Genomic DNA, 21952 nt, shown 5'->3' on the forward strand with positions numbered 1-21952 from the left:
CCCCCCCGCCGGGCCCGGCCCCCCCCGCCCCGGGGCGCGCGGCCCACGCCGCCCCCCCCAAAACCCCCCCCCTGCGCCCCGCCCGCCCCCCCCCCCCCCCTCCCCCGGGGGCCCGCCCCCCCCCCCCCCCCCACGGTTCATAGGCCAGCCTACATGCCGAGCGAGGCTTTGTAGAGCTTGATCTGGTTGTCGCGGCCGATCTGATCGGTCAGCTTCTCCCAGGCCGCCGCGATGGCGTCGGCGCCTTCCTGCGCCTTCATCTTGCCGGCGAAAGTGTTGGCCAGGATGTCCTCGGCGGCGCTGTAGTATTGGAAGATGCCGGGGATGCGTGGCTCGATCGCCGCGTTCGGATGGTTGTAGCTGTCTGATTCCGACTTGAGGTAGGAGGTGATGAAGGCCTCGTCGTAGCCGGCCGCCACCCATTCGGGAATGTCGAAATGCGAGTTGCGGTAGGGCTGGAAGCCCGACGGATACATCGCCGTCCAGATCGACAGGTCCTTGCCGCCGAGATGGGCGGCGGCGGACCATGCCGCCTTCTTCTTCTTTTCGTCGGCATCGACGCGGGCCATCACATAGACGCCCCAGCCGAGATAGGCGCAGTTGGGCGCATAGTTCGGGCCGCTGGCAAGCTTGTCCCAGGCGCCGGTCTTCGCATTGTAGACATCGTCGGAGCCCGGCAGGATCGAGAAGCCGGTGACGTCGCCGACGACGGAAGAGTCGTTGGTCTTGACGTTTGAGCCGACGTCGCCCCACCAGGTGACCATCGAGCCGGTGCCGGCCAGGAACTGCTGGAAGGCGGTCGTGTTCGGATCGGCATTGATCTGGTCGGCGGGTTCGGACGGCAGCGCGTCGATGACGTCCTGGATGGCGCGCACCCAGGCCGGATTGTTGACGCGCGGCTTCATCGTGTCGGCGTCGAACAGCCAGGCCTTGTCGTCGGGGTGCTTGGCATAAGCGGTGGCGCGGCTGCCAAGGAAATAGAAGCCGAAGCCGCCCCAGGGCTTTGGCGCGTCCAGATAGCCATAGACGTCCTGGTCCTTGAGCTTCTTGCCCTTGAGGAACTTGGTCACTGCCTGAACCTGCTGCCAGGTCTTCGGCACGCCCCATTCACCTTCACCACCGCCGTCCTTCCAGGCCTTGGCGAGGTCGGCATCGGCGAACACGTCGGTGCGGTAGTTGAAGTTGTGCGCGTCGCCGTCGACGGTCACGCGGTATTGCTTGCCGTCCCAGGTGCCGACCGGCGGCTTCAGGTAGCTGACCAGATCGTCGAAATCGATCTGGGTCTTGACCCAGTCGGGCATTTCCGACGTCAGGCCCTTGCCGCAGACATCGCCTTCGAACGGCGCGCCCATTTCGATGATGTCGAAATCGACGGTGCCGGTCGCGATCGACTGCTGCAGGCGGGCGTTGTAATCGGCCTGCGCCAGGTCGATCCAGTTGATCTTGGCGCCGGTGTAGGTCTCCCACGGCTTCAGGAAGCCGCGGAACAGCACATTGTGCAGGTTCTGGTTGTTGAGACCCATGAAGGTCAGCTCGACGCCGGCGAATTCGCCTTCCTTGACATTGGCCTTGGTCGCCTCGAGGCAGAGTTCCCCGACCTTCTGGAAATCGGCGTCCGTCGGCTGGCCTTTGCCGACGCCTGGGATCTGCAGGATTTTTGTGCGCAATTCGCTTGCCGCTGAGGCCGGGCGCGTCAAGGCGCCAAGTCCGGCGCCGGATGCGGCTGCGATCGCGGCCATGCTGGCCGCGCCCTTCAATATGTCGCGCCTTGTGGCGCCGGCTCGAACCAGTTTGTCGTAAAGACCCGTTCTCATCGCCTATTTCCTCCCAGAACATCAGTGTGAATAAATCGGCCAACTGTCGGACGCCGGAGCGCCAACGATGCTCCCGTTTCGGAAACGAATTAGGCAGGACCCCACCCTGCGTCGATTGAATTTCCCTGCGGATCGGGTACCGACATTTTGACCAGCGCCAGCCACTATTCTCACAACCAAACGCCGTGTCAACGAGAACGGGTTTTTATCTATAAGGGACCGACTTGCCCTGACAGGTCGCGTTGGTTAGCTTCTGCGCCTACGGCTAATGGAGCCGATGGGGGAGACATGGCGCAAGTCGCGATCAGCAAGGTGGCCAAGGCCTTTGGAACGGTCAAGGTTCTGCACGAAGTCAGCGTCGATATCGCAGACGGACAGTTCGTGGTGCTGGTTGGCCCTTCGGGTTGCGGTAAGTCCACATTGCTCAGGATGGTGGCTGGGCTGGAGACCGTCTCCGCCGGTACGATCGCCATCGGCGACCGCGTCGTCAATCATCTGCCGCCGGCCAAGCGCGACATCGCCATGGTGTTCCAGAACTATGCGCTCTATCCGCACAAAACGGTCGAGCAGAACATGGCCTTCGCGCTCAAGCTCAGGAAAACCGATCCGGCCTTGGTCGCCGAGCGGGTCAAGCGCGCCGCCGATATCCTCGACCTCAATCCCTATCTGAAGCGCTATCCCCGCCAGCTTTCCGGCGGCCAGCGACAGCGCGTGGCCATGGGCCGTGCCATCGTGCGCAATCCGCAGGTCTTCCTGTTCGACGAGCCGCTGTCCAATCTCGACGCCAAGCTGCGCGTGCAGATGCGCACCGAGATCAAGGAACTGCACCAGAGGCTGAAGACCACCACCATCTATGTCACCCACGACCAGATCGAGGCCATGACCATGGCCGACAAGATAGTCGTCATGCGCGACGGCCGCATCGAGCAGGTCGGCGCGCCGCTGGAGCTGTTCGACAGACCGGCCAACCTGTTTGTCGCCGGCTTCATCGGCTCGCCGTCGATGAACCTGCTCAAGGGCACCATGCGCAAAGGCGACAAGCCCGGTGTCGACATCGCGGGCACGCTGTTCCCGATCGCATCGGGCAACGCCGCACAGGACGGGCAAGCCGTCGTTTATGGCGTGCGACCGGAGCATCTCGAAATCCATCCCGACGGCGTGCCGGCGAAGATTTCGGTGGTCGAGCCGACCGGCTCGGAAACGCTGGTGTTCCTGCGCTTCGGCGAAGGCGAGATGGTGGCGCTGTTTCGCGAGCGTCACGACTTCAAGCCGGGCGATACGTTGAAGCTGAAGCCACGACTCGACCAGATCCATCTTTTCGACGCAGAGACCGGCAAGCGTCTCTGATCCCAACTCACGAGGAATACCATGCTCAAAGGCATCAACCCGCTGCTCAATGCCGACGTGCTGCAGGCATTGCGGGCAATGGGGCATGGCGATGATCTGATCATCGCCGACACCAATTTTCCGTCCGATTCGGTGGCGCGCCAGACCGCGCTCGGCCGCGTGCTGCGCATCGATGCCTCGGCGGTGCAAGTGGTCAAGGCGGTGCTGTCGCTCTACCCGCTCGATACATTCGTCGACGATTCGGCCGCGCGCATGGAAATCGTCGGCAAGCCCGACGAGATTCCGCCCGTGCAAAGCGAAGTGCAGAAGGAGGTCGACAACGCCGAGGGCAAGTCGTGGCCGATGATCGCGGTCGAGCGCTATGCCTTCTACGAGCGCGCCAAACAGGCCTATTGCGTCATCCAGACAGGTGAGCGCCGCTTCTACGGCTGCTTCGCCTTCCGCAAGGGCGTCGTGCCGCCGGATGCGCAGTAGCGGCATGGCTTCGGGCAAGCCGGTCGTCATGAAGCCTGTCGTCATATTGGGTGTGTTCGTCGCCGACACCGCCTACAGGGCGCAGCGGCAGCCGCGCATGGGCGAAACCATCCTCGGCACATCCTTCACGCTGGGGCCGGGCGGCAAGGGTTCGAACCAGGCCGTGGCCGCCGGTAAGCTCGGCGCCGACGTCACCTTCCTCACCCGCCTCGGCGTCGATCCCTTCGCCGACATGGCGAGGCAGACCTGGGCGCAGGCGGGCGTGAAAAATGCCGTCATCGATACGCCGGAAAGCTACACCGGTGCGGCCTACATCTTCGTCGAGGAGACCACCGGCAACAACGCCATCATCGTCAGCCCCGGTGCTGCCATGCTGATCTCTCCAGCCGATATCGAAGCCAATGCTGCATTGATCAGCAATGCCGGCGTCTTTGTCACCCAACTCGAACAGCCGATCGAAGCAGCCATGCGGGCGCTGGAGATCGCGCGTGGGGCAGGGGTGACGACGATCCTCAACCCGGCCCCCGCGGCAAAGCTTCCCGACCGCATCTACACGCTGTGCGACTATCTCACGCCCAACGAGACCGAGACGGAGGAACTGACCGGGATGAAGGTGTCCTCGGTCGACGAGGCGCGAGCCGCCGCGGACAGTCTGCTGAAAAAGGGGGTCGGCACGGTCATCGTCACGCTCGGCGACAAGGGCGCGCTTTTGCACTCGAAGGAGCGCTCCGACCATCTTCCAGCCGTCAGCGCCGGCCCGGTGGTCGAAACCACGGGGGCAGGCGATGCCTTCAATGGCGGGCTTGCCGCAGCACTTTCGAGGGGCGTGGAGCCGCTGCAGGCGGTGCGCTTCGCCTGCGCCGTCGCCGGTATCTCCGTGACGCGACCGGGGACTGCACCGTCGATGCCGACATTGCAGGAGGTCGAGGCACTGCTGGCGAGGGGGTGATCTTGCAGGGCCAAGCGTAGGCAAGGGCTGAAAGGACCTGAGTGACCTCAGGTCTCTTGGACCTCAGGTCTCTTGCAAGACAATGTTTTTGACAATCAATGTCGACATTTCTCTGAAGCCAAGAGCTTGATACCCTTGAGAGAAATGGCGCGAGTGACGGGGCTCGAACCCGCGACCTCCGGCGTGACAGGCCGGCACTCTAACCAACTGAGCTACACCCGCGCATGGCGAACACGTGTCAGCCGTGTTCGTCGTTGGGGCGCTGGATAAGGGGTTCGCCACCGGGTGTCAAGCGTGACAGGACAGCATAACAGCAAACAGGAGAAGGTTTTTTGACAGCCGGCGTTTTGTTGGCAAAACCGGCATCCAACCAGGGCATCCTGCGCTCATTTGGCCTTGCGAAGCGGACCCTGACCGCTTAAAGGTCCGGCCCGGAGCGGGCGATTAGCTCAGTTGGTAGAGCGCTTCGTTTACACCGAAGATGTCGGCGGTTCGAGCCCGTCATCGCCCACCATTCCATTAGTCCATTCAAACTGTTGCCAAGACACGGAACCGAGTCGTTCGGTAGATGCTGCAATCACGGCGGCAGCAGCCGAAAATCATTGCCTTCCGGCAACAGCTGCCCACCATCGACAACAATGGTCGTGCCGGTGATGTAGCTGGCGTCGTCGGAGGCGAGGAACAGGAAGGCGTTGGCGACGTCGCGCGGGCTGCCAAGGCGGCCGAGCGGGATGGAGTCCTCCATGTTCTTGATGTAGGCCGCGCCGCGATGCAGCTCGATGGCTTCGGTCAGGATGTTGCCGGGCTCGACACCGTTGACGGTGATGCCGTAGCCGGAGAATTCGAGCGCGGCGGCGCGGATGAAGCCGTTGATGCCGGCCTTGCTGGCCGAATAGTGGCCGTGGCCGGGGCTGGTGACATGCGGGCCGGTGATGGACGAGGTGTAGAGCATACGGCCGAAGCCTTGCGCCTTCATCGGCACCAAGGCCGCGCGGCTGGCATTGAAGGTGCCGCGCAGGTTGACCGCCATGACGCGGTCCCAGTCGTCGGCGCTGGTGTTCTCGATCAGCTGCCAGGGATAGATGCCGGCATTCTGCACGATGATATCGAGGCGGCCATGCTGCTTCAGCGCCAGCGCCACGGCGGCCTCGGCGTCGCTCATTTGCGAGATGTCGGTGCGGATGAAGGGGGCGCCCAGTTCGTCAGCGGTGGCTTGCCCGGCCTCGGCCTCGGTGTCGGCCAGCACCAGCCTTGCGCCTTCCTCGGCAAAGCGTAGCGCAATGCCCTTGCCGATGCCGCGGGCGCTGCCGATGATCAGCGCTACCTTGTCTTGTAACCGATTGGTCATGCGAGCCGTCCTGTCATGCGAGTCTTTGGCGAATGGTTTGCTTGAAGGCGTCGAGCAGCACTGCGGCCAACACCAGCAGGCCGTGGATCACCTGGGTGAAATTGGCCGGCAGGCCCATCAAATTGATCGCCGTGTTGATGGCCGAGAGCAAAAGTACGCCGGCATACACGCCGGGGAGGGTGCCGACACCGCCTTTCAGGCTGACCCCGCCGATGACGACCGCGGCGAAGGCGTTGAACAGCAAGCCGACGCCAAGATTGGCGGTGGCGCCCGAGGTGCGGATCGCCAGCAGCCAGCCGGCAAGGCCGGCAATCGCGCCGGCAAGCACGAAGGCGATGATGAGATTACGGTTCACCCGGATGCCGGCGCGGAAGGTCGCCGTCTCGTTGCCGCCGATCATCACGAGATGCCGGCCGAATGGAGTCTTGGCCATGATCAGCGAAAAGACCACGAAACAGCCAACCGCGATCCAGGCGGTGAGCGGCAGGCCGACAAGGCGCTGGATGCCGAACCAGCGGATGGCCGGTGCAAGATCCTGCGCCGAGCGGCCGCCCGACACGACCAGCACGAGGCCGCGCACCCAGATGTAGGACGCCAGCGTGATGATGAAAGCGCTCATCTTCACCTTCACCACCAGATAGCCGTTGAAGGCGCCGATGAGGCCGCCGACTGCCAGCGCCAGCAGCAGCGAAACCGGAACCATCAGCCATTCGGGATGCAACTGCACGCCCATGCCGATGCCCGACGAGCAAAACAGGATGCCGACCGCCATGGCGCTAAGCGCTGCGACGGATTCGACCGACAGATCCATGTGGCCGGCGATGATCACCAGCGCCAGGCCGATCGACATGACGCCGAGCACGCTGGAAGCCTCGATGATGTTGGCGAAGATGCCGAGCTGAAAGTAGTTCGGGACGAAGATGGAGAAGACCACCAGCACGAACAGCAACATGAACCAGACGAGGTTGTCGAGTACGAACTCCAGGGCTTTGCGTGTGCGCGGGTTCATGGGCTGATCCGGTTGGCGCATGCCCCGCGAAATCAATTCGATTTCGTCGGGTTCGGGCGCGGATTCAAATTCGCCACGGCGTCTTTTGGACGCGGCGTTGTGAAAGGGTAGGCTCCGGGCCGTTACGGCCCGGAGCGCTTTCAATGACTATTCGACCGGCTTGACGGTGTCCGTCGGCGGCTTCTGGTTGCCCCAGAAGGCCGGGTTGTCGACGTTCTCCTTGGTGATGGCGGCACCGGGGATCTTGATGTTCGGACCCCAGGCTTCCTTGGTCACGGTCGATTTCAAGCCGAGCACGTCGTATTCACCGGGCTTGATCTCTTGCTTCTTGACGATCCTGTCCATGAACATCGCGACAGCCGCGGCCTGCGCGTAGAGCGGCTGCTCGATTTCGGCGTTGAGCCAGCCCTTGCGGATCAGGTCGAGGCCGACCGGAGCGCCGTTCGAGCTCATCAGCATGACGTCGCCCGGCTTTTTGCCGGCCGCCTCGAGCGAGGCGACGGCAGCGACCGAAAGGTGCGCGGCATGGCTGAAGATCAGGTCGATGTCCGGGTTCGCCAGCATCTGGTCGGCAACGATTGTGCCGGCATTGCTGGCTTCCCACTGCATGGCCGGAAGCGAGATGATCTTGACGTCGGGAAACGCCTTCATCTTCTCCTCGAAGCCCTTCTGGATGTCAAGCGTGTAGGGATCGCCGGGATCGCCGAGGACTTGCAGCACCTTGCCCTTCACCGAACCGTGCTTTGCCTTCAGCAGCTTCTCGGCCTGGTCGGCGGCGACGTAGCCGATCTCGACCGTTCCGGCGACAGAGGTGAAGTCGGATGGCGTCGAGGTGATCTGGCGGTCGAACTCGACCACCGGGATGCCGGCGGCCCGGGCCGCCTCGATCGACGGTTTCAGGGCATTGAAGTCGACTGCCGCCAGGATGATGGCCGCCGGCTTCAGCGCGATGACGTCGTTCATCTGCGATTGCTGGGCGTCGGTCTTGTTGTCGGCGTTCAGCGTCTTCATCTCGTAGCCGGTCTGCTTCAGGAACAGTTCCAGCGCGCTCACCGAGCCGGTCTGGAACTCGTCCAGCAGGGTCGGCACCATATAGTAGACGATACCCTTGGACTGGGCGAATGCCGGCGTGAGCGTGGCAAAGGCCAGTGCAAGGATACCGAAGACAGCAAGAAGTATTCGCTTCATGTCGTTCGCTCCTCTTAAGCCGGACCCCTCTTTTGTCCCTCAGCCTGTCGGTCCGGCACCGGCAAGCGTCTCACCGGTGATCATGTTGATCACCGCATCGGGACTTGTTTTATTGCGTGCGACATCGCCGGCCACAACGCCCTGGCGGATCACCACGATCCGGTCGGCGACCTGAAAAGCCTGCTGCATGATATGGGTGATGATGACGACGCCGATGCCCTGGTTCGCCACCTGGCGGATCATGTCGAGGCCGCGCCGTGTCTGTTCGACGCCGAGGGCGGCGAACGGTTCGTCGAGCAGCACCAGCTTGCCACCCCAGTGCACGAAACGGTTGAGCTCGATGGCTTGCCGCTGGCCGCCCGAGAGATGCTCGACATTGGCCCGCAGCGAGGGAATGCGGGTGCCGGCATTGGCCAGCGCCTTTCCAACAACGGCTTCCATGGCGTGCTCGTCGAGCACGGGAATGCCGAGAAACTTGCGTGTGATCTCACGGCCCATGAAGAAATTGGCGACCACGTCGACATTGGTGCACAGCGAGAGATCCTGATAGACGGTCTCGATGCCCGCGGCCTTGGCCTCGGCCGGTGATTTGGCAAGGAATTCCTTGCCCTCGAACAGCATGCGACCCGACGTCGGCTCCAGTCCGCCCGATATGATCTTCACCAGTGTCGATTTGCCGGCGCCGTTGTCGCCCAGCAGCGCCACGACCTCGCCCTTGCCGATCGAGAAGCTGATCCCCTTGAGCGCTTCGATCGCGCCATAGTTCTTGGTGACGTTGTCGAGCACCAGCAGGGGTTCACTCATGCCGCAATCTCCCTGCCTTTGAGAAGGTCGCGCTCGCGTTCGCGTTCGGCCGCGAACATCTGCCCGAAGCGAGGTGACAGCACCCCGGAAACCGCAAGGGCGGCGGCGCCGCGCAGCACGGAATGCTGTCCGCCGCGCGCGACCACAACCCTGGGCGTCGTGCGGTCCTTGCGGGCCGAGACGGAGTTGTGCAGGCCTCCGGCCGAACCAGCCAGCATTTCGAGCAGGTCGGTGGACGCCAGCCCGCCGAGGATGACCGTCTCCGGGTCGAACAGGTTCTCGATGACGGCGACGGCGTTGTGAAAGATCGGTGCGACTTCGGCGACCCAATCCGCCTCGCTGCCGTTCCAGCGCCGGAGTGCCTCGAGCGACAAATATCTTTCGAGACAGCCGCTGTTGCCGCACGGGCAAGCCTCGCCGCCCGGAATAACGGGAATATGCCCGATCTCGCCGGCATTTCCCCAGGCGCCGCGCAAGGCGCTGCCCTCATGAACCATGACGCCGCCAAGGCCAACGCCGAAATAGAGATAGTAATATTCGGAAAACTGGGCGCCGAGGCCGTAGAGGCGCTCGCCCATGGCGGCCGCTGCCATATCGGTTTCAAAGAAGGCCGGTAATCCGGTGGAGGCCGCCAGCCGTTCGCGCAGCGCCACATCCTTCCAGCCGGTCATGGTGGTTGGCCCGACGAAACTCATGGACTCCACGTCGAATGGGCCGGGCAGGGCCATGCCGACCCCGAGCACCCGCCCGCCAGCCCGCAGTCTGGTCAATTCCACCACCATCGCCCCGATCAGTTCGAAGGCGTGGTCCGGCGTCGCATTCGGCGCTTCGCGGTAAATGCTCTCGATCACGTCGCCGCTCAGATTGATCAAGGCGGCGCTGATACCAAGCGGAGTGATGTGGATGCCGACGGCATAGCCGCCCTCGGGGTTGATCCGCAGCGTCGCCGGCGGCAGGCCGCGCCCCTTCGGCTCTTCGCGCAGCGACAGGATGTAGTCCTGATCTTCCAGTTCGCGAACGATGGTCGATACCGTCTGGACGGTGAGGCCGACGCGCCGGGCGATCTCGCCGCGGGCGATCGGTCCATGAAGGCGGATGGACTCAAGCACGATGCGCCGATTGTACGGCCGCCCGAACTCCTGATTGGTCCCCCGCAGTGCCATGCCTTGCGCCCCTTAGGAGAGCGCAGCTTTGCATTGCTTATTTATTCAGTCAAATGGAATTCAAAAATAAATTCACGACGAAGTTTCCAGGGAAGGCCGTGGAGGGCCTATTCGGTTCAGGACCTGCCCACGCGTCGCCCTGGCCGATTGCCGCCGTGGCGAAACCCCTTCAATGGTGAGCGAACCCCGCGACCGTTGATCTGACAAAGATGGAGCAAAGATGATCGAATTGCCGTTTGCCCGCGACGAGTACCAACAGCGGCTTCGCAAGATCCGCACCGAGATGGCGAAGCGCGGTCTCGAGCTCCTTGTCGTCAACGACGTTGCCAACCAGCATTACATCACCGGCTATGATGGCTGGTCGTTCTACACGCCGCAGGTGGTGCTGGTTCCAATCGAGGAGGTCGAGCCGGTCTGGATCGGGCGCGCCATGGATGCGGCCGGCGGTCTTCTGACCGCCTGGATGAAACCGGAAAACGTGGTTGGCTTTCCGGAAGATCATGTTCAGCGCGTCGATCGCCATCCCATGGACTGGATCGCGAACTGGATCGTCTCGAAGGGCTGGGGTAGCAGACATATCGGCATCGAACTCGAAGCCTACTATCTCTCTCCGAAAGGGCATGCCCGGCTTGTCGCGGGACTGCCCAATGCGAAATGGCACGATGCCGACCTGCTGGTGAACTGGATCCGCGCGGTCAAATCGGCGCCCGAGATCGCGTATTTGCGCAAGGCGTCCATCTTGGCCGAAGCGGCCGTCACGCGGGCCTTCGAGGTGATCGCACCGGGTGTTCGCGAGTGCGATGCCATCGCCGCCATCCAGGCGGCGCAGGTTGCGGGCAGCCCGGATTTTGCCGGCGACATCACCGCTCTTCCCCCGACAATCCTCGGTGGCGAGAATGCCTCGGCGCCGCACATCATGTGGAGCGACAGGCGGTTCGGAGACAACGAGACGATTGCGCTGGAACTTGCCGGCGTCTGCCGCCGCTATGCCGCCGGCCTCGCCAGGACCATGCAGCTTGGCAAGACGCCGACAAATGTTTCGGACACGGCAAAAGCGGTGATCGAGGGCATGGATGCGGTGCTCGACGCGGTCAGGCCAGGAACATCAGCCGAAGCCGTCGAAGCCGCCTGGCGCAAGGTCATCCAGCGCTACGGACTGAAGAAGGAATCGCGCATCGGCTACTCCATCGGCGTCGCCTATCCGCCGGACTGGGGCGAGCATACGATCAGCCTCAGGCCGGGCGACAAGACCGTGCTTGAACCGGGCAATGTCGTTCATTCCATCCTCGGCATGTGGATGGATGGCTGGGGCATCGAGATCAGCGAGACCATCCTGGTCACCGAAACCGGCCATGAGACCCTGACGAAGTTCCCGCGAGAGATCCATGTCAAATCCTGAGGGTTCGGCCACGGCGGATGGTGTTGCGAAAACCGTGACGACCGATATCGACGCCGGAATTCTCGATCGGATGATCGAGGTCCGCCGCCATCTGCACCGCAATCCCGAGCTTTCGAACCAGGAGGCCGGCACGCAGCGCTATCTCAGGCAGATGCTCGTGGATCAGGGAATTGCCGACATTCGCGACGTTGCCGGCTTTGGCCTTGCCGTCGATATTGTCGGCACCGGCAAGCCGTCAAATCGAAAGATCGCCATTCGCGCCGACATCGATGCCTTGCCGATCGAGGAGGAGTCCGGCGTCGATTATGCATCGACGAATCCAGGCGTGATGCATGCCTGCGGTCACGACGCCCATGCATCGATGGCTTTCGCAGTGGCCGCGCATCTTCACCGGTCGCGGGACAGTTTTGGCGGCACCGTTCGCCTGATCTTCCAGCCGGCCGAGGAAGACGAACCGTCGGGCGGCAGGCGGGTGGTGGAAGAGGGGCTTCTGGACGACATCGACGCCGCGATCTGCGTCCACGTCGATCCCTACACGCCGTCCGGCAAGATCGCCGTCGGCTCCGGTCCATACACTCTGGCCTGTGACACGTTCGATGTGGTCGTCATCGGCTCGGCCGCGCACGCGGCAAAACCGCATGAAGGTGTCGATGCGTTGGCCGTGGCCTGCTCCCTGGTGAGCGAATTGCAGAAGATCGTTTCGCGCGAGATCGACCCGTACGACCCGCTGGTGATTTCCGTGACGGCCATCAATGGCGGCAACGCCTATAATGTCACCGCCGGCAAGGTCACGTTGAAAGGCACCATCCGCAGCGGCAGCGATGCAACCCGCGAGCGGGCCTGGCGCCGTGTTCGTACGATAGCCGAGGGTACGGCGACGAGCCACGGCGCGCGTGTCGAGGTCGACATCCACAAGGGCGAACCGGGTGTCGTCAACGATGTCGAGATGACTGAGCTGATTGCCGCCAGCGCCAAGGCCTGCATCGGTGCCGACAACGTCCTCAGCGCGCCCGGATGGACCATCGCGGACGACTTTGGCTACTACAGCGAGAAACGTCCTTCGGTCTATTTTCGGCTGGGAATCCGAAACGAGGAGATCGGATCGGTCTTTCCGCTCCATCACGCCCGGTTTCGTGTCGACGAGGCCGCGTTGAAGGTCGGTGCGATCACCCTGGTTGCGGCAGCGACGGCGTTTCTGTCGATGGAAGCGCCTTAGTCAGCCATCATGATGGTCATCGGCGCATGGGGCAGGAGCCCAGGATCGCTTACAGATACTGCGCGACCTTCTTGCCGACCGTGAGGAAGCGCAAGGGATCGATCGCTTCGCCATTGTGGCGGACTTCGTAGTGCAGATGCGGGCCGGTCGAGCGGCCGCTGCTGCCGGTCTTGCCGATGACGGCGCCGGCGTCCAGTTTCTCGCCGACGGTGACGTCGATCTCGCTGAGATGCCCGTAGCGTGTCGCAAAGCCATTGCCGTGGTCGACTTCCACCATGCGGCCATAGCCGCCGTTCCAGCCGGCCTTGGTGACGGTGCCGGGTGCGGTGACCTTGGCGGCCATGCCGATCGGGGCCCTGAAATCCATGCCGGAATGCAGTGCCGCGGTGCCGAGGATCGGGTCGGTGCGCACGCCGAACGGGCTGGTGACGGAGTGGCCTGGTGCGGGGTTGGTCAGCGGCAGCTGGCGCGCTTCCTTCTTGAGATGGTCGAGGGCGTCAAGCGCTTCGTCCAACTCTTTGACCTTGCTGTCGAACATCATCGAACTGTCGAGCGGGATCAGCGGTCCGCCGACATCGCTGTCGCCCTTGCCAAAGTCGCTGTCGACGGGCAGTCCGGCCGCCTCGAGCGCCTGGGTAATGGCATCGGCGCTCTTGTAGGCATTGTCGGCAAGCGTGCTGATGCGGGTCAACTGGTCGCTCTCTATGGATTTCAGCGACTGGTTGATCGAGACGAAGAGCTTGTCGGCACGATCGGCGGCTGAATCGTTGGGCAGCGGATCGGAGCGGGTCGACCACAGCGAGAACGGCCTTGTGTCGCCGGCGCCGGGACCGGCGCTCAGGCTGGCGACCGCATAGTTCCGCGCGGGCTCCTTGATACTGCCGGTCACTTCGGCGCGTTTGTCCGGCTTCGCAACCGCTGCCGGATCTTCGGCCGGCGCTGCCCCGACCTCGCTCTCGGCGCGTTCGAGCAGCGGGCCAAGGCGGCCGTGACGCTGGCTCAACTGGCTCTGCCGTTCAAGCAGTTCGCTGACCTTGGTTTCCATCAGCTGCTGGTCGAGCAACTGCCGGCTGGTGATGCGGTCGACCTGGGCGCGAAGCGCCGAAATGCGATCTTCATAAGCTTGCTGCATGCGCGCCTGGCGCGCCGTGGTGGCGCCTATCAGATCGTCGCGCAGCACCAGATAGGAGGTGGCCATGAGGTAGCCGACGGCAATGGCGGCGAGCGCCGAGCCGATAAAGGCCGCCAGCCACGGTCGGATCGTGAAATGCCTGATCTCGTTGCCCCGGGCGATGATGACCGTATGGGGCTCCTTACGCCTGCCGAAGACTGCGGACTGACCGGTTGCGTTCACGGGACCAAGCTTTCGTTTACGACACCACGACAGCTTGACTACACATTATTAAGGTTAACAAAGGCTTGCAGCGCCGGCTTGCCCGCAGCGAACGCCCGCCAGGCGTGCATATGGTTGTAAGGGAAACCGGGCCAACCTCGCCGACAAAACCTCAAAGCGCGCGAACGGCCTCGAGCACCTCTTCCGCATGGCCCTTGACGCGGACCTTGCGCCAAATCCTGGCGATCCGCCCGTCGCGGCCGATCAGGAACGTCGCGCGCTCGACGCCCATATACTTGCGGCCATACATCGATTTCTCGACCCACAGATGGTAGGCTTCGATCACCTTGCGCTCCTCATCGGCGGCGAGGTCGATGGTGAGATTGTACTTGGACTTGAACTTGTCGTGCTTCTTGACGGGGTCGGGCGACAGGCCGAGCACCACGGCGCCGGCCTTCTCGAAGTCCGGCTTCAGCTGCGAGAAGCTGATCGCCTCCTGCGTGCAGCTTGTTGTGTCGTCCTGCGGATAGAAATACAGCACGATGGGCTTGCCGGACGATGCGGCAAGGCTGACTGATCCGCCGCCGTCCCGCGGCAGGTCGAATTGCGGCGCGAGATCGCCTACGTCGAGGTCAGCCATACCGATGCCCTTGTTTGAGGTTACGCGCGAAGCCACACCGATATAGTGTCGGACGGGGATTCGTCCACGATCGAGTTCGTACAACGGAAAATTGCGTGGATCAGGAGCGACCGCAGCACGAGAAGATCCGGTTCAGGCGTGATGAGATCACCGACCTGGGGACCTTTCCGTCCGCCTGCCGTGTGCCGCCGCTCGGTCAGGCTTCGATCGGACGCGGTTTTCGCATCCTGTCGCGACTGTTCGCCGGTCTGGTCGCTTTCGTGCTGCTGGCCGCCGTGCTCGTTTATCTGATTGGCGCCTCCGGCATCGGATCCGACCGGCTTCGCACCGAGGCGGAAACGGCGCTCGAGAAACTGGCGGGCGTCGATGTCAATGTCGCGGTCGGGCCTGCCCGCATCACGCTCGACGGTTCGAGTTTCATCGCGCTTCAGGTCAGCGACGTCAGCTTGAAGACATCAGATGGCAAGCCGATGGCCGATGCCGGCCGCGTGCGCTTCGGCGTGCGTCTGTTCCCGCTGCTGTGGGGAGATGTGCGGCTGACCAGCGCCAGGATCTCGGATGCCCGCATCGTCGTGGCGGCGATGCCGTCAGGCGGCAACTGGACCGCCGGCCTGCGCAATGCGGACGGGCTCATCGATCCGGAGAAGCTGTCGGCCGCGGTGTTCGGAAACATCAACCACGCACTCGATGCCGTGCGGGAGGATTCGCTGCGCCGGATCGATCTTCGCAACGTCGAATTCGTGCTGCCCGAAACCGGAGCGATCAAGCTCGTCAAGATCACCGACGCCACCGTCGTGCAGTCGGGCCCGGGCGGCATGCAGTTCTCGTCCACGGCGGACATTGACGGCAGGACGGCTACCGTTGCCGCTTCCGCCTCCCGCGATATCGCGGCGCACCGCGTCACGGCACTGGATGCGAGCGTCGATCTGGCCGATACCGGCGACATGGCGGCCGCTGCCGGCAAGCTGGGAACCGTCGCGCTGAAGCTGACGGGATCGGAAGGGTTCGGCGCGAACGCATCGCGGCTGACGGCCGCTTTGTCGTCGACGGGTTCTGTCCTCGATCTCGGCACGCGAGGACTGCTGCCGGCGGACGTCGATATCAATGCGACGCTGGTTGCGGGCAGCAACAAGATCCAGGTCGACAGATTGCTGCTGAAGACTGGCCGCTCGACATTCGATTTCGCCGGTTCGATCGGGCCGAAGCCGGCAAGCGGAGCGGTGGGTGAAGAACCCTCCTATCGGTACGACCTGACCAGCGACGGGTCGTCGCTTGCGCCTTCGGAGTCGCCCGAGCCGGCGCTCACCTTCCTCGCCCGGATTGCCGGGGTCTACAATACGGTGAGCCACAAATTGGTCGCCGAGCAGATCGCGCTTCGGTCCGCCGGCTCCGGCGAGATGCTTGGCACCGCCGCCGTGGCGTTCGTCGACGGCAAAGTGCCGGGGATCAATCTGGCGTTCAACATCCACGACATGCAGGTCTCTCACGTCAAGCAGCTGTGGCCGTGGTTTTCGGCGCGCAATGCCCGGCTCTGGGTGCTGGCCAATCTGTTCGGCGGCCGTGTCGTCGACGCCAACCTTCAGTTCCAGGTGGTGCCGGGCCGCCTGGGCAACGGCGTGCCGCTTTCGGCCGATGAGGTGTTCGGCCGCTTCCAGATCGAGGGATCGCGCTTCGACACCGCCGGCCGCATCCCGCCGATACGCGACGCGGTCGGCGTCGTCGGTTTCCACGGCAACGATGTCGATATCTCCCTGTCCTCGGGCACCGTCTACATGCCTAGCGGCCGCACCGTGGCGGCCAGCAACGGCACGCTGACGGTCAAGGCGGCCAACCGCCCGCCGGTCGTCGGCGCGCTCGATATCGACGTCGACGGCGAAGCGTCGGCCGTCGCCGAACTCGCATCCTACGAGCCGATCAACGCCATGCGCCATGTCGGCATCCTGCCGGAAGACCTGTCGGGCAGCGTCACCGGCCACGTCAAGGCGGATATTCCGCTGCAGTCCGGTGTCGACTCCTCGAAGCTCGATTGGCTGGTGTCGCTCGACTACAGCGGCATGTCCTTGGCCAAGCCTTTCGAGGGCCAGATCGTGACGGATGCCGACGGTTCGATCACGGTCGATCCGGAGAAGGCGGTGATCTCCGCCAAGGCATTGCTGAACGGCGTTCCGGCCGAACTCGATCTGGTCGAGCCGCTCAGGGATGACGGGCCGGCGCGCAGCCGCAAGGTGGCTCTGGTGCTTGACGACAAGATCCGCGCCGCCGCCATGCCCGGCCTGAAGCCGCTGCTTGCCGGAACGGTGAAGGTGGCGATCGACAAGAACGGTAGCGGCGACCAGAACGTCTCGGCCGACCTGACCAACGCCAAGCTGGACATTCCCTGGGCCGGCTGGAGCAAGGGGGCAGGGGTTCCTGCCAATGTCACCTTCGTCATGACCAAGTCCGGCGACACCACGACGCTGTCCGATTTCGACCTCGACGGAAAGACGTTCTCCGTCGACGGCAGCATCGTGCTGGTCAATGGCGCCTTGTCGTCGGCGCGGTTCAGCAAGGTTACCTTGAACAGGGGCGACGACGTTGCCGTGTCGGTGAAGCGGTCCGGCAAGGGCTATGCGGTCGACATATCGGGCAACGCGCTCGATGCCCGCTCGCTCATCAAGCAGTTCACTTCGGACGTCGACACGGCTACCAAGACCACCGGTTCCGATGCCATTTCCGTTAGCGCCGATGTCGACCGGCTGACCGGTTTCCACGACGAGCAATTGTCCAATCTGAAGCTTGACTACAGCGCGGCCGGCTCGCGGGTGAACGGGTTGAAGGTCAGCGCCACGGCAAGTTCGGGTGCGGCCATATCAATCAGCAACACCGCCGGCGCCGGCCGGCGCGCGCTCAACATGCAGTCTGCGGACGCCGGCGCCATTCTGAGATTCCTCAACATCTACGAACATATGGAAGGCGGCGTGATCACGCTCGCACTGGCCGGGCCGAGCGACGGATCGCTCAAGGGCAAGGTCGACACCAGCAACTTTTTCGTCGTCAACGAACCGAAACTCGCCTCCATCGTCTCGACCACGCCGGCCGGCGACAACCGCAGCCTCAATCAGGCGGTCAAAGGCAAGCTGGATACGTCGCGGGTGAAGTTCGAACGCGGTTACGCCGAGATCGACAAGGGCAGCGGCTATCTGAAACTGGCCAATGGCGTGCTGCGCGGACCGCGCATCGGCACGACGTTCCAGGGCATGCTCTACGATCAGAACAACAACATGGACATGACCGGCACGTTCATGCCGGTCTATGGCCTCAATCGCATCTTCGGCGAATTGCCCATCGTTGGCGCGCTGCTCGGCAATGGCCGCGACCGTGGCCTGATCGGCGTCACCTACCGGCTCAAAGGCAATGCCAACAAGCCGCTGCTGGACATCAATCCGCTGTCGGTGATCGCGCCCGGAATATTCAGGTCGATTTTTGAGTATCGGTGAGTGGCGCGGATCATGGTCGCCAGGAAATTGATTGCATTGGGTGCTGGTGCCGCACTCTTGGTCATCGCCGGCGGTCACTCAACGCGTCCAATTTCTGCTTTGCGCAGCGCAGGTTCCTGTCGGAAGAGGAGCTCTTGGCGGCTGCCGTTGCGGATATTCCAAAGCTTGTCGAACTTACTCAGGAGAGAGGAAGGTCTCTTCTGAGGTATGCAGACAAGTCTACCGATTTTTCCAATGTCACAATCGTCAACTACAAAGACGCTTCTGATTTTATGCAGAATAACCCAAACTGCTGTCGCATTGGTCGCTTTGACGGACCGCGTGAGCCTCTCTTCCCGCCGGATTGGTGGACCGTAGTGTCAGGCTATGCAGCAAAAATTGTCACCGTGAATTTCAAGCTGCGTTTCCTGACCCCGACGGGCAAAGAATCTTTCCAAAATGATCCTTTTTACGTCTGGATAGATTCTTGTGGGAAAATCAAACCGTACGCCTAGCAGGCGGCCGGCATGGATCGAGTTCTGCTCAAACCGGCCGTACCAGAATATGTTTTTTCTTTCCCAGAGAAAGCTTTACGACGTTTTCCGGACTCAAATCCCGAGGGGTCACCAGGCGGCGCTCGTCGCTCACCGGCTCGTCGTTCAGGCGCACGGCACCGCCCTGCACATGGCGCCGCGCTTCGCCGTTCGATGCCGCCAGTCCGGCGGTGACCAGCAGCGACAGAATGCCGACGCCGGTTTCAAGCGCCGTTTTGTCGACTTCGACGGTCGGCAGCGATTCCGCGAGCGCACCTTCCTCGAACGTCTTGCGCGCCGTATCGCCGGCTTGCTCGGCTGCTGCACGGCCGTGCAGCAGGGCGGTGATCTCGGTGGCGAGGATCTTCTTGGCCTCATTGATCTCGGATCCGCCGAGCCGCCCGAGCCGCGCCACCTCGTCCAGCGGCAGCGTCGTGTAGAGCTTGAGGAAGCGCGCGACGTCGGCATCCTCGGTGTTGCGCCAATACTGCCAGAATTCGTAGGGGCTCAGCATCTCCGCATCGAGCCAGACCGCGCCCGAGGCGGACTTGCCCATCTTGGCGCCAGACGACGTGGTGAGCAGCGGCGTGGTCAGCGCATAGAGTTGCGCGTCCTCCATGCGGCGGCCGAGATCGATGCCGTTGATGATGTTGCCCCACTGGTCGGAGCCGCCCATCTGCAGGCGGCAGCCGAGACGCTTGTAGAGCTCGACGAAATCATAGGCTTGCAGGATCATGTAGTTGAATTCGAGGAACGACAGCGACTGCTCGCGATCGAGCCGCAGCTTGACGGAATCGAACGCCAGCATGCGGTTGACGGAAAAGTGACGGCCGACATCGCGCAGGAAATTGACGTAGTTGATCTCCATCAGCCAGTCGGCGTTGTTGACCATGATGGCGTCGTTCGGACCGCTTCCGAATTTGAGGTAGGGCGTGAAGTTGCGGCGGATGCCGGCTAGATTGTCTTCGATGTCCTGCGGGGTCAAAAGCTTGCGCGCCTCGTCCTTGAAAGAGGGGTCGCCGATCATCGAGGTGCCGCCGCCCATCAGCGCGATCGGCCGATGACCGGTCTGCTGCAGCCAGTGCAGCATCATGATCTGGATCAGCGAGCCGGCGTGCAGGCTTTTGGCGGTGGCGTCGAAGCCGATATAGGCCGTCACCGTTTCCTTGGCGAAGATATTGTCGAGACCGGCATCATCCGAAGTCTGGTGGATGAAACCGCGCTCGCTCATCGTGCGCAGGAAATCCGATTTGAAGGCAGGCATTTTTTCTTTCCCGAAAGCGCCCGGCCAGCGTGGCTCGGGTGTGCATGAACGCGGGCGTTTAGCATCCAAGCGCGATCAGCAAAAGTGGTTTCCGGTTTTGCGCCTGATCGCGCGTCGACAAAGGTCCAGCGATCAGCAAAAGTGGTTTCCGGTTTTGCGACTGATCGTGCGCCAGACAAAGGTCCAGCGATCAGCAAAAGTGGTTTCCTGTTTTGGTGCCCGCGCGGATGGCATTGCGAATCCTTGCTTCGTCGTTTGGGCTGGCGTATTGAGGCGCCGCGCAGGGCAGGGCCTGAGGCGCCGCGACGGGGCCATCCCGCAGATCAGATCCGGAAGCTCCGCGATGAACAGGAACTATCTTTTTCTCTTTCTGTTCAGCGTGCTGATGACGTTCAGCGGACTGGCGAGCCTTCCACCCGTCGACCGGGACGAATCCCGTTTTGTCCAGGCCACCAAGCAGATGGTCGAAACCTCCGACTATGTCGACATCCGTTTTCAGGATGCCTCGCGCTACAAGAAGCCGATCGGCATCTATTGGCTGCAATCGGCGGCCGTGGCGCTGAGCGGCGAGGGGGCGGCGGCGCCGATCTGGGTCTACCGCCTAGTCTCCATGCTCGGCATTGCCCTGGCCGTAGTCGGCATTGCCTGGACAGGCACCAAGCTGTTCGGGGCCAATGCCGGTCTCGCCGCCGGCCTGATAATGGCGGCTATCTTCGCCACCGCCTTCGAGGGCCGTGACGCCAAGACCGACGCCATGCTGCTGGCCTGCTGCGTGGCGGCGCAAGGCGCGCTCGCCCAGATCTATCTGGCATCGCGCCGCAACGAACCGGTCGCCGCCCATCTGCCGTGGATTTTCTGGGCCGCTCAAGGCCTTGGAATCCTTATCAAGGGGCCGGTGGCTCCGCTCCTGTCGGTGCTGACGGTCGCCGCCCTGTTTGCCTTCGAGCGCGACTGGCGCTGGCTCCTGAAGCTGAAGCTTGTGCGCGGTGTCGCCCTGGTGCTGCTCATCGTGCTGCCCTGGGTCGCCCTCATCACCTGGAAGAGCGGCGGCGCCTTCCTCAGCGATGCCGTCGGCAAGGACATGATGGCCAAGGTCGCCTCGGGCGAGGAATCGCACGGCCTGCCGCCGGGCTTCTACATGCTGACCTATTCCTTGTTCATGTGGCCGTTCGGTCTGATCGCGGTCGGCGCCGGGCTGCAGGCCCTCAACCGTCTGCGCGACGATCCCCGGCTGCGTTTCTGCCTCGCCTGGTACATTCCGTTCTGGCTGGTTTTCGAGCTGATCCCGACCAAGCTGCCGCACTATGTCCTGCCGGCCTATCCCGGCATGGCGCTGCTGATCGGCTGGCTGTTGACCTTGCCGCCGCAGGAGGCGAATGCGCCGCTCAGGCGCTGGCAGGATTGGTTGTGGTGGTCGACCGCATTCGGTCTTGCCGTGGTCAGCCTTGGCCTGGCGGCGGTCTGCGTCGGAGCGCCGATCTATCTCACCGGCGCCTTCTCCTGGTGGAGCATCCCGGCCGCCGCGGCGGCGCTGGCAGCAGGATATTTCGCTTTTTCCCGACAACTGCAAGTGCCGCTCTTGCGCATCGGCGCCATCGCCGTCTGCGCGGGCATCACCTATGGGTTGTTGTTCGGCGTCATCGCGCCTTCGCTGAAATCGATCTGGCTGAGCCCGGCGATCGAGGCGGCGTTCCAGGCCAACAGGCCTTGCGCCACCACGGTGCTCGCTTCGGCGGAATATCACGAGCCGAGCCTGGTGTTCCTGGTCGGCACCAAGACCGTCCTGACCGATGTCGATGGCGTCGCCAAGCATCTGCTCGGCGATCCTGCCTGCGCGCTGGCTCTGGCGCAGGTCGGCGACGAGCAGAAACTGAATGGGTTGCTAGCGGCGCAAGGCAAGTCGGCGAACCGCGTTGCCGAGGTCGACGGCCTCAACTATTCGTCGGGAGACAAGCTGTCGCTCGGCCTCTATCGTGTAACCCAGTGACGGCTCGCCGATGCCCATGACGGCGACAA

17 protein-coding genes and 2 tRNA genes are annotated in these 21952 nt (G+C 63.1%); 9 read left to right on the forward strand and 10 right to left on the reverse strand.

The window, feature by feature from the left end:
* Positions 1-149: 149 nt before the first annotated feature.
* Positions 150-1814: an ABC transporter substrate-binding protein gene (locus AC0L2U_RS22385; RefSeq protein ID WP_013532183.1), complete on the reverse strand. Its 1665-nt coding sequence runs from the start codon at positions 1812-1814 to the stop codon at positions 150-152.
* A gap of 288 nt (positions 1815-2102) precedes the next feature.
* Between AC0L2U_RS22385 and AC0L2U_RS22390 the strand changes: the two genes are divergently transcribed.
* The 3 genes from AC0L2U_RS22390 to rbsK are packed head-to-tail and all read left to right on the forward strand — an operon-like array spanning position 2103 to position 4584.
* Entirely contained in the window at positions 2103-3161 is a 1059-nt protein-coding gene (locus AC0L2U_RS22390) for an ABC transporter ATP-binding protein (protein ID WP_127266589.1), read from the forward strand.
* Positions 3162-3182: 21 nt separating this feature from the next.
* Positions 3183-3635 (forward strand): RbsD/FucU family protein, encoded by a 453-nt coding sequence (locus AC0L2U_RS22395; RefSeq protein WP_128289764.1) that lies wholly within the window; start codon positions 3183-3185, stop codon positions 3633-3635.
* A 4-nt stretch (positions 3636-3639) separates the two neighbouring features.
* On the forward strand, positions 3640-4584 hold the full coding sequence (gene rbsK / locus AC0L2U_RS22400) for a ribokinase (protein WP_127810674.1): 945 nt from the start codon (positions 3640-3642) through the stop codon (positions 4582-4584).
* A 145-nt stretch (positions 4585-4729) separates the two neighbouring features.
* Here rbsK and AC0L2U_RS22405 read toward each other — a convergent pair.
* Positions 4730-4806: transfer RNA gene (locus tag AC0L2U_RS22405), tRNA-Asp, on the reverse strand.
* A gap of 216 nt (positions 4807-5022) precedes the next feature.
* Here AC0L2U_RS22405 and AC0L2U_RS22410 point away from each other — a divergent pair.
* Positions 5023-5098 (forward strand) — tRNA-Val (locus tag AC0L2U_RS22410).
* Positions 5099-5161: 63 nt separating this feature from the next.
* On the opposite strand, the gene AC0L2U_RS22415 is transcribed toward AC0L2U_RS22410, so the two are convergent.
* The 5 genes from AC0L2U_RS22415 to AC0L2U_RS22435 all read right to left on the reverse strand — a co-directional run bounded on the left by AC0L2U_RS22415 (position 5162) and on the right by AC0L2U_RS22435 (position 10096).
* Complete coding sequence (locus AC0L2U_RS22415; protein ID WP_127810673.1) at positions 5162-5932, reverse strand: SDR family NAD(P)-dependent oxidoreductase; 771 nt, start codon at positions 5930-5932, stop codon at positions 5162-5164.
* Between the two features lie 13 nt (positions 5933-5945).
* Positions 5946-6941: an ABC transporter permease gene (locus tag AC0L2U_RS22420; RefSeq protein WP_013532177.1), complete on the reverse strand. Its 996-nt coding sequence runs from the start codon at positions 6939-6941 to the stop codon at positions 5946-5948.
* Positions 6942-7088: 147 nt separating this feature from the next.
* A complete protein-coding gene (locus AC0L2U_RS22425; RefSeq protein WP_128289765.1) occupies positions 7089-8129 on the reverse strand; it encodes a sugar ABC transporter substrate-binding protein in 1041 nt (346 codons plus the stop codon).
* Positions 8130-8168: 39 nt separating this feature from the next.
* On the reverse strand, positions 8169-8933 hold the full coding sequence (locus AC0L2U_RS22430) for an ATP-binding cassette domain-containing protein (protein ID WP_127381266.1): 765 nt from the start codon (positions 8931-8933) through the stop codon (positions 8169-8171).
* Complete coding sequence (locus AC0L2U_RS22435; RefSeq protein ID WP_128289767.1) at positions 8930-10096, reverse strand: ROK family transcriptional regulator; 1167 nt, start codon at positions 10094-10096, stop codon at positions 8930-8932. Before AC0L2U_RS22435 ends, AC0L2U_RS22430 begins: the two co-directional genes overlap by 4 nt.
* A 220-nt stretch (positions 10097-10316) precedes the next feature.
* On the opposite strand from AC0L2U_RS22435, the gene AC0L2U_RS22440 reads away from it, so the two are divergent.
* Complete coding sequence (locus tag AC0L2U_RS22440; protein WP_473602672.1) at positions 10317-11495, forward strand: M24 family metallopeptidase; 1179 nt, start codon at positions 10317-10319, stop codon at positions 11493-11495.
* The gene (locus tag AC0L2U_RS22445; protein ID WP_292630437.1) at positions 11482-12711 is read left to right on the forward strand and encodes a M20 metallopeptidase family protein; all 1230 of its coding nucleotides are present in this window, start codon (positions 11482-11484) and stop codon (positions 12709-12711) included. Before AC0L2U_RS22440 ends, AC0L2U_RS22445 begins: the two co-directional genes overlap by 14 nt.
* 49 nt (positions 12712-12760) lie before the next feature.
* Here AC0L2U_RS22445 and AC0L2U_RS22450 read toward each other — a convergent pair whose 3' ends face one another.
* Positions 12761-14065 (reverse strand): M23 family metallopeptidase, encoded by a 1305-nt coding sequence (locus AC0L2U_RS22450; RefSeq protein ID WP_128289768.1) that lies wholly within the window; start codon positions 14063-14065, stop codon positions 12761-12763.
* Between the two features lie 151 nt (positions 14066-14216).
* Positions 14217-14684 (reverse strand): peroxiredoxin, encoded by a 468-nt coding sequence (locus tag AC0L2U_RS22455; protein WP_127395577.1) that lies wholly within the window; start codon positions 14682-14684, stop codon positions 14217-14219.
* A 95-nt stretch (positions 14685-14779) separates the two neighbouring features.
* Between AC0L2U_RS22455 and AC0L2U_RS22460 the strand changes: the two genes are divergently transcribed.
* Together AC0L2U_RS22460 and AC0L2U_RS22465 are read left to right on the forward strand one after the other, a co-directional pair.
* Positions 14780-18160 (forward strand): hypothetical protein, encoded by a 3381-nt coding sequence (locus tag AC0L2U_RS22460; protein WP_473602673.1) that lies wholly within the window; start codon positions 14780-14782, stop codon positions 18158-18160.
* A gap of 134 nt (positions 18161-18294) precedes the next feature.
* Entirely contained in the window at positions 18295-18654 is a 360-nt protein-coding gene (locus AC0L2U_RS22465) for a hypothetical protein (RefSeq protein ID WP_128289742.1), read from the forward strand.
* Positions 18655-18682: 28 nt separating this feature from the next.
* Here the strand turns inward: AC0L2U_RS22465 and tyrS are convergent, their stop codons facing one another.
* Positions 18683-19936 (reverse strand): tyrosine--tRNA ligase, encoded by a 1254-nt coding sequence (tyrS, locus tag AC0L2U_RS22470; RefSeq protein WP_128289741.1) that lies wholly within the window; start codon positions 19934-19936, stop codon positions 18683-18685.
* A 343-nt stretch (positions 19937-20279) separates the two neighbouring features.
* On the opposite strand from tyrS, the gene AC0L2U_RS22475 reads away from it, so the two are divergent.
* The gene (locus tag AC0L2U_RS22475) at positions 20280-21923 is read left to right on the forward strand and encodes an ArnT family glycosyltransferase (RefSeq protein ID WP_128289739.1); all 1644 of its coding nucleotides are present in this window, start codon (positions 20280-20282) and stop codon (positions 21921-21923) included.
* The last annotated feature ends 29 nt before the right edge of the window (positions 21924-21952 follow it).

The sequence above is a fragment of the Mesorhizobium sp. WSM4808 genome (assembly GCF_055811675.1).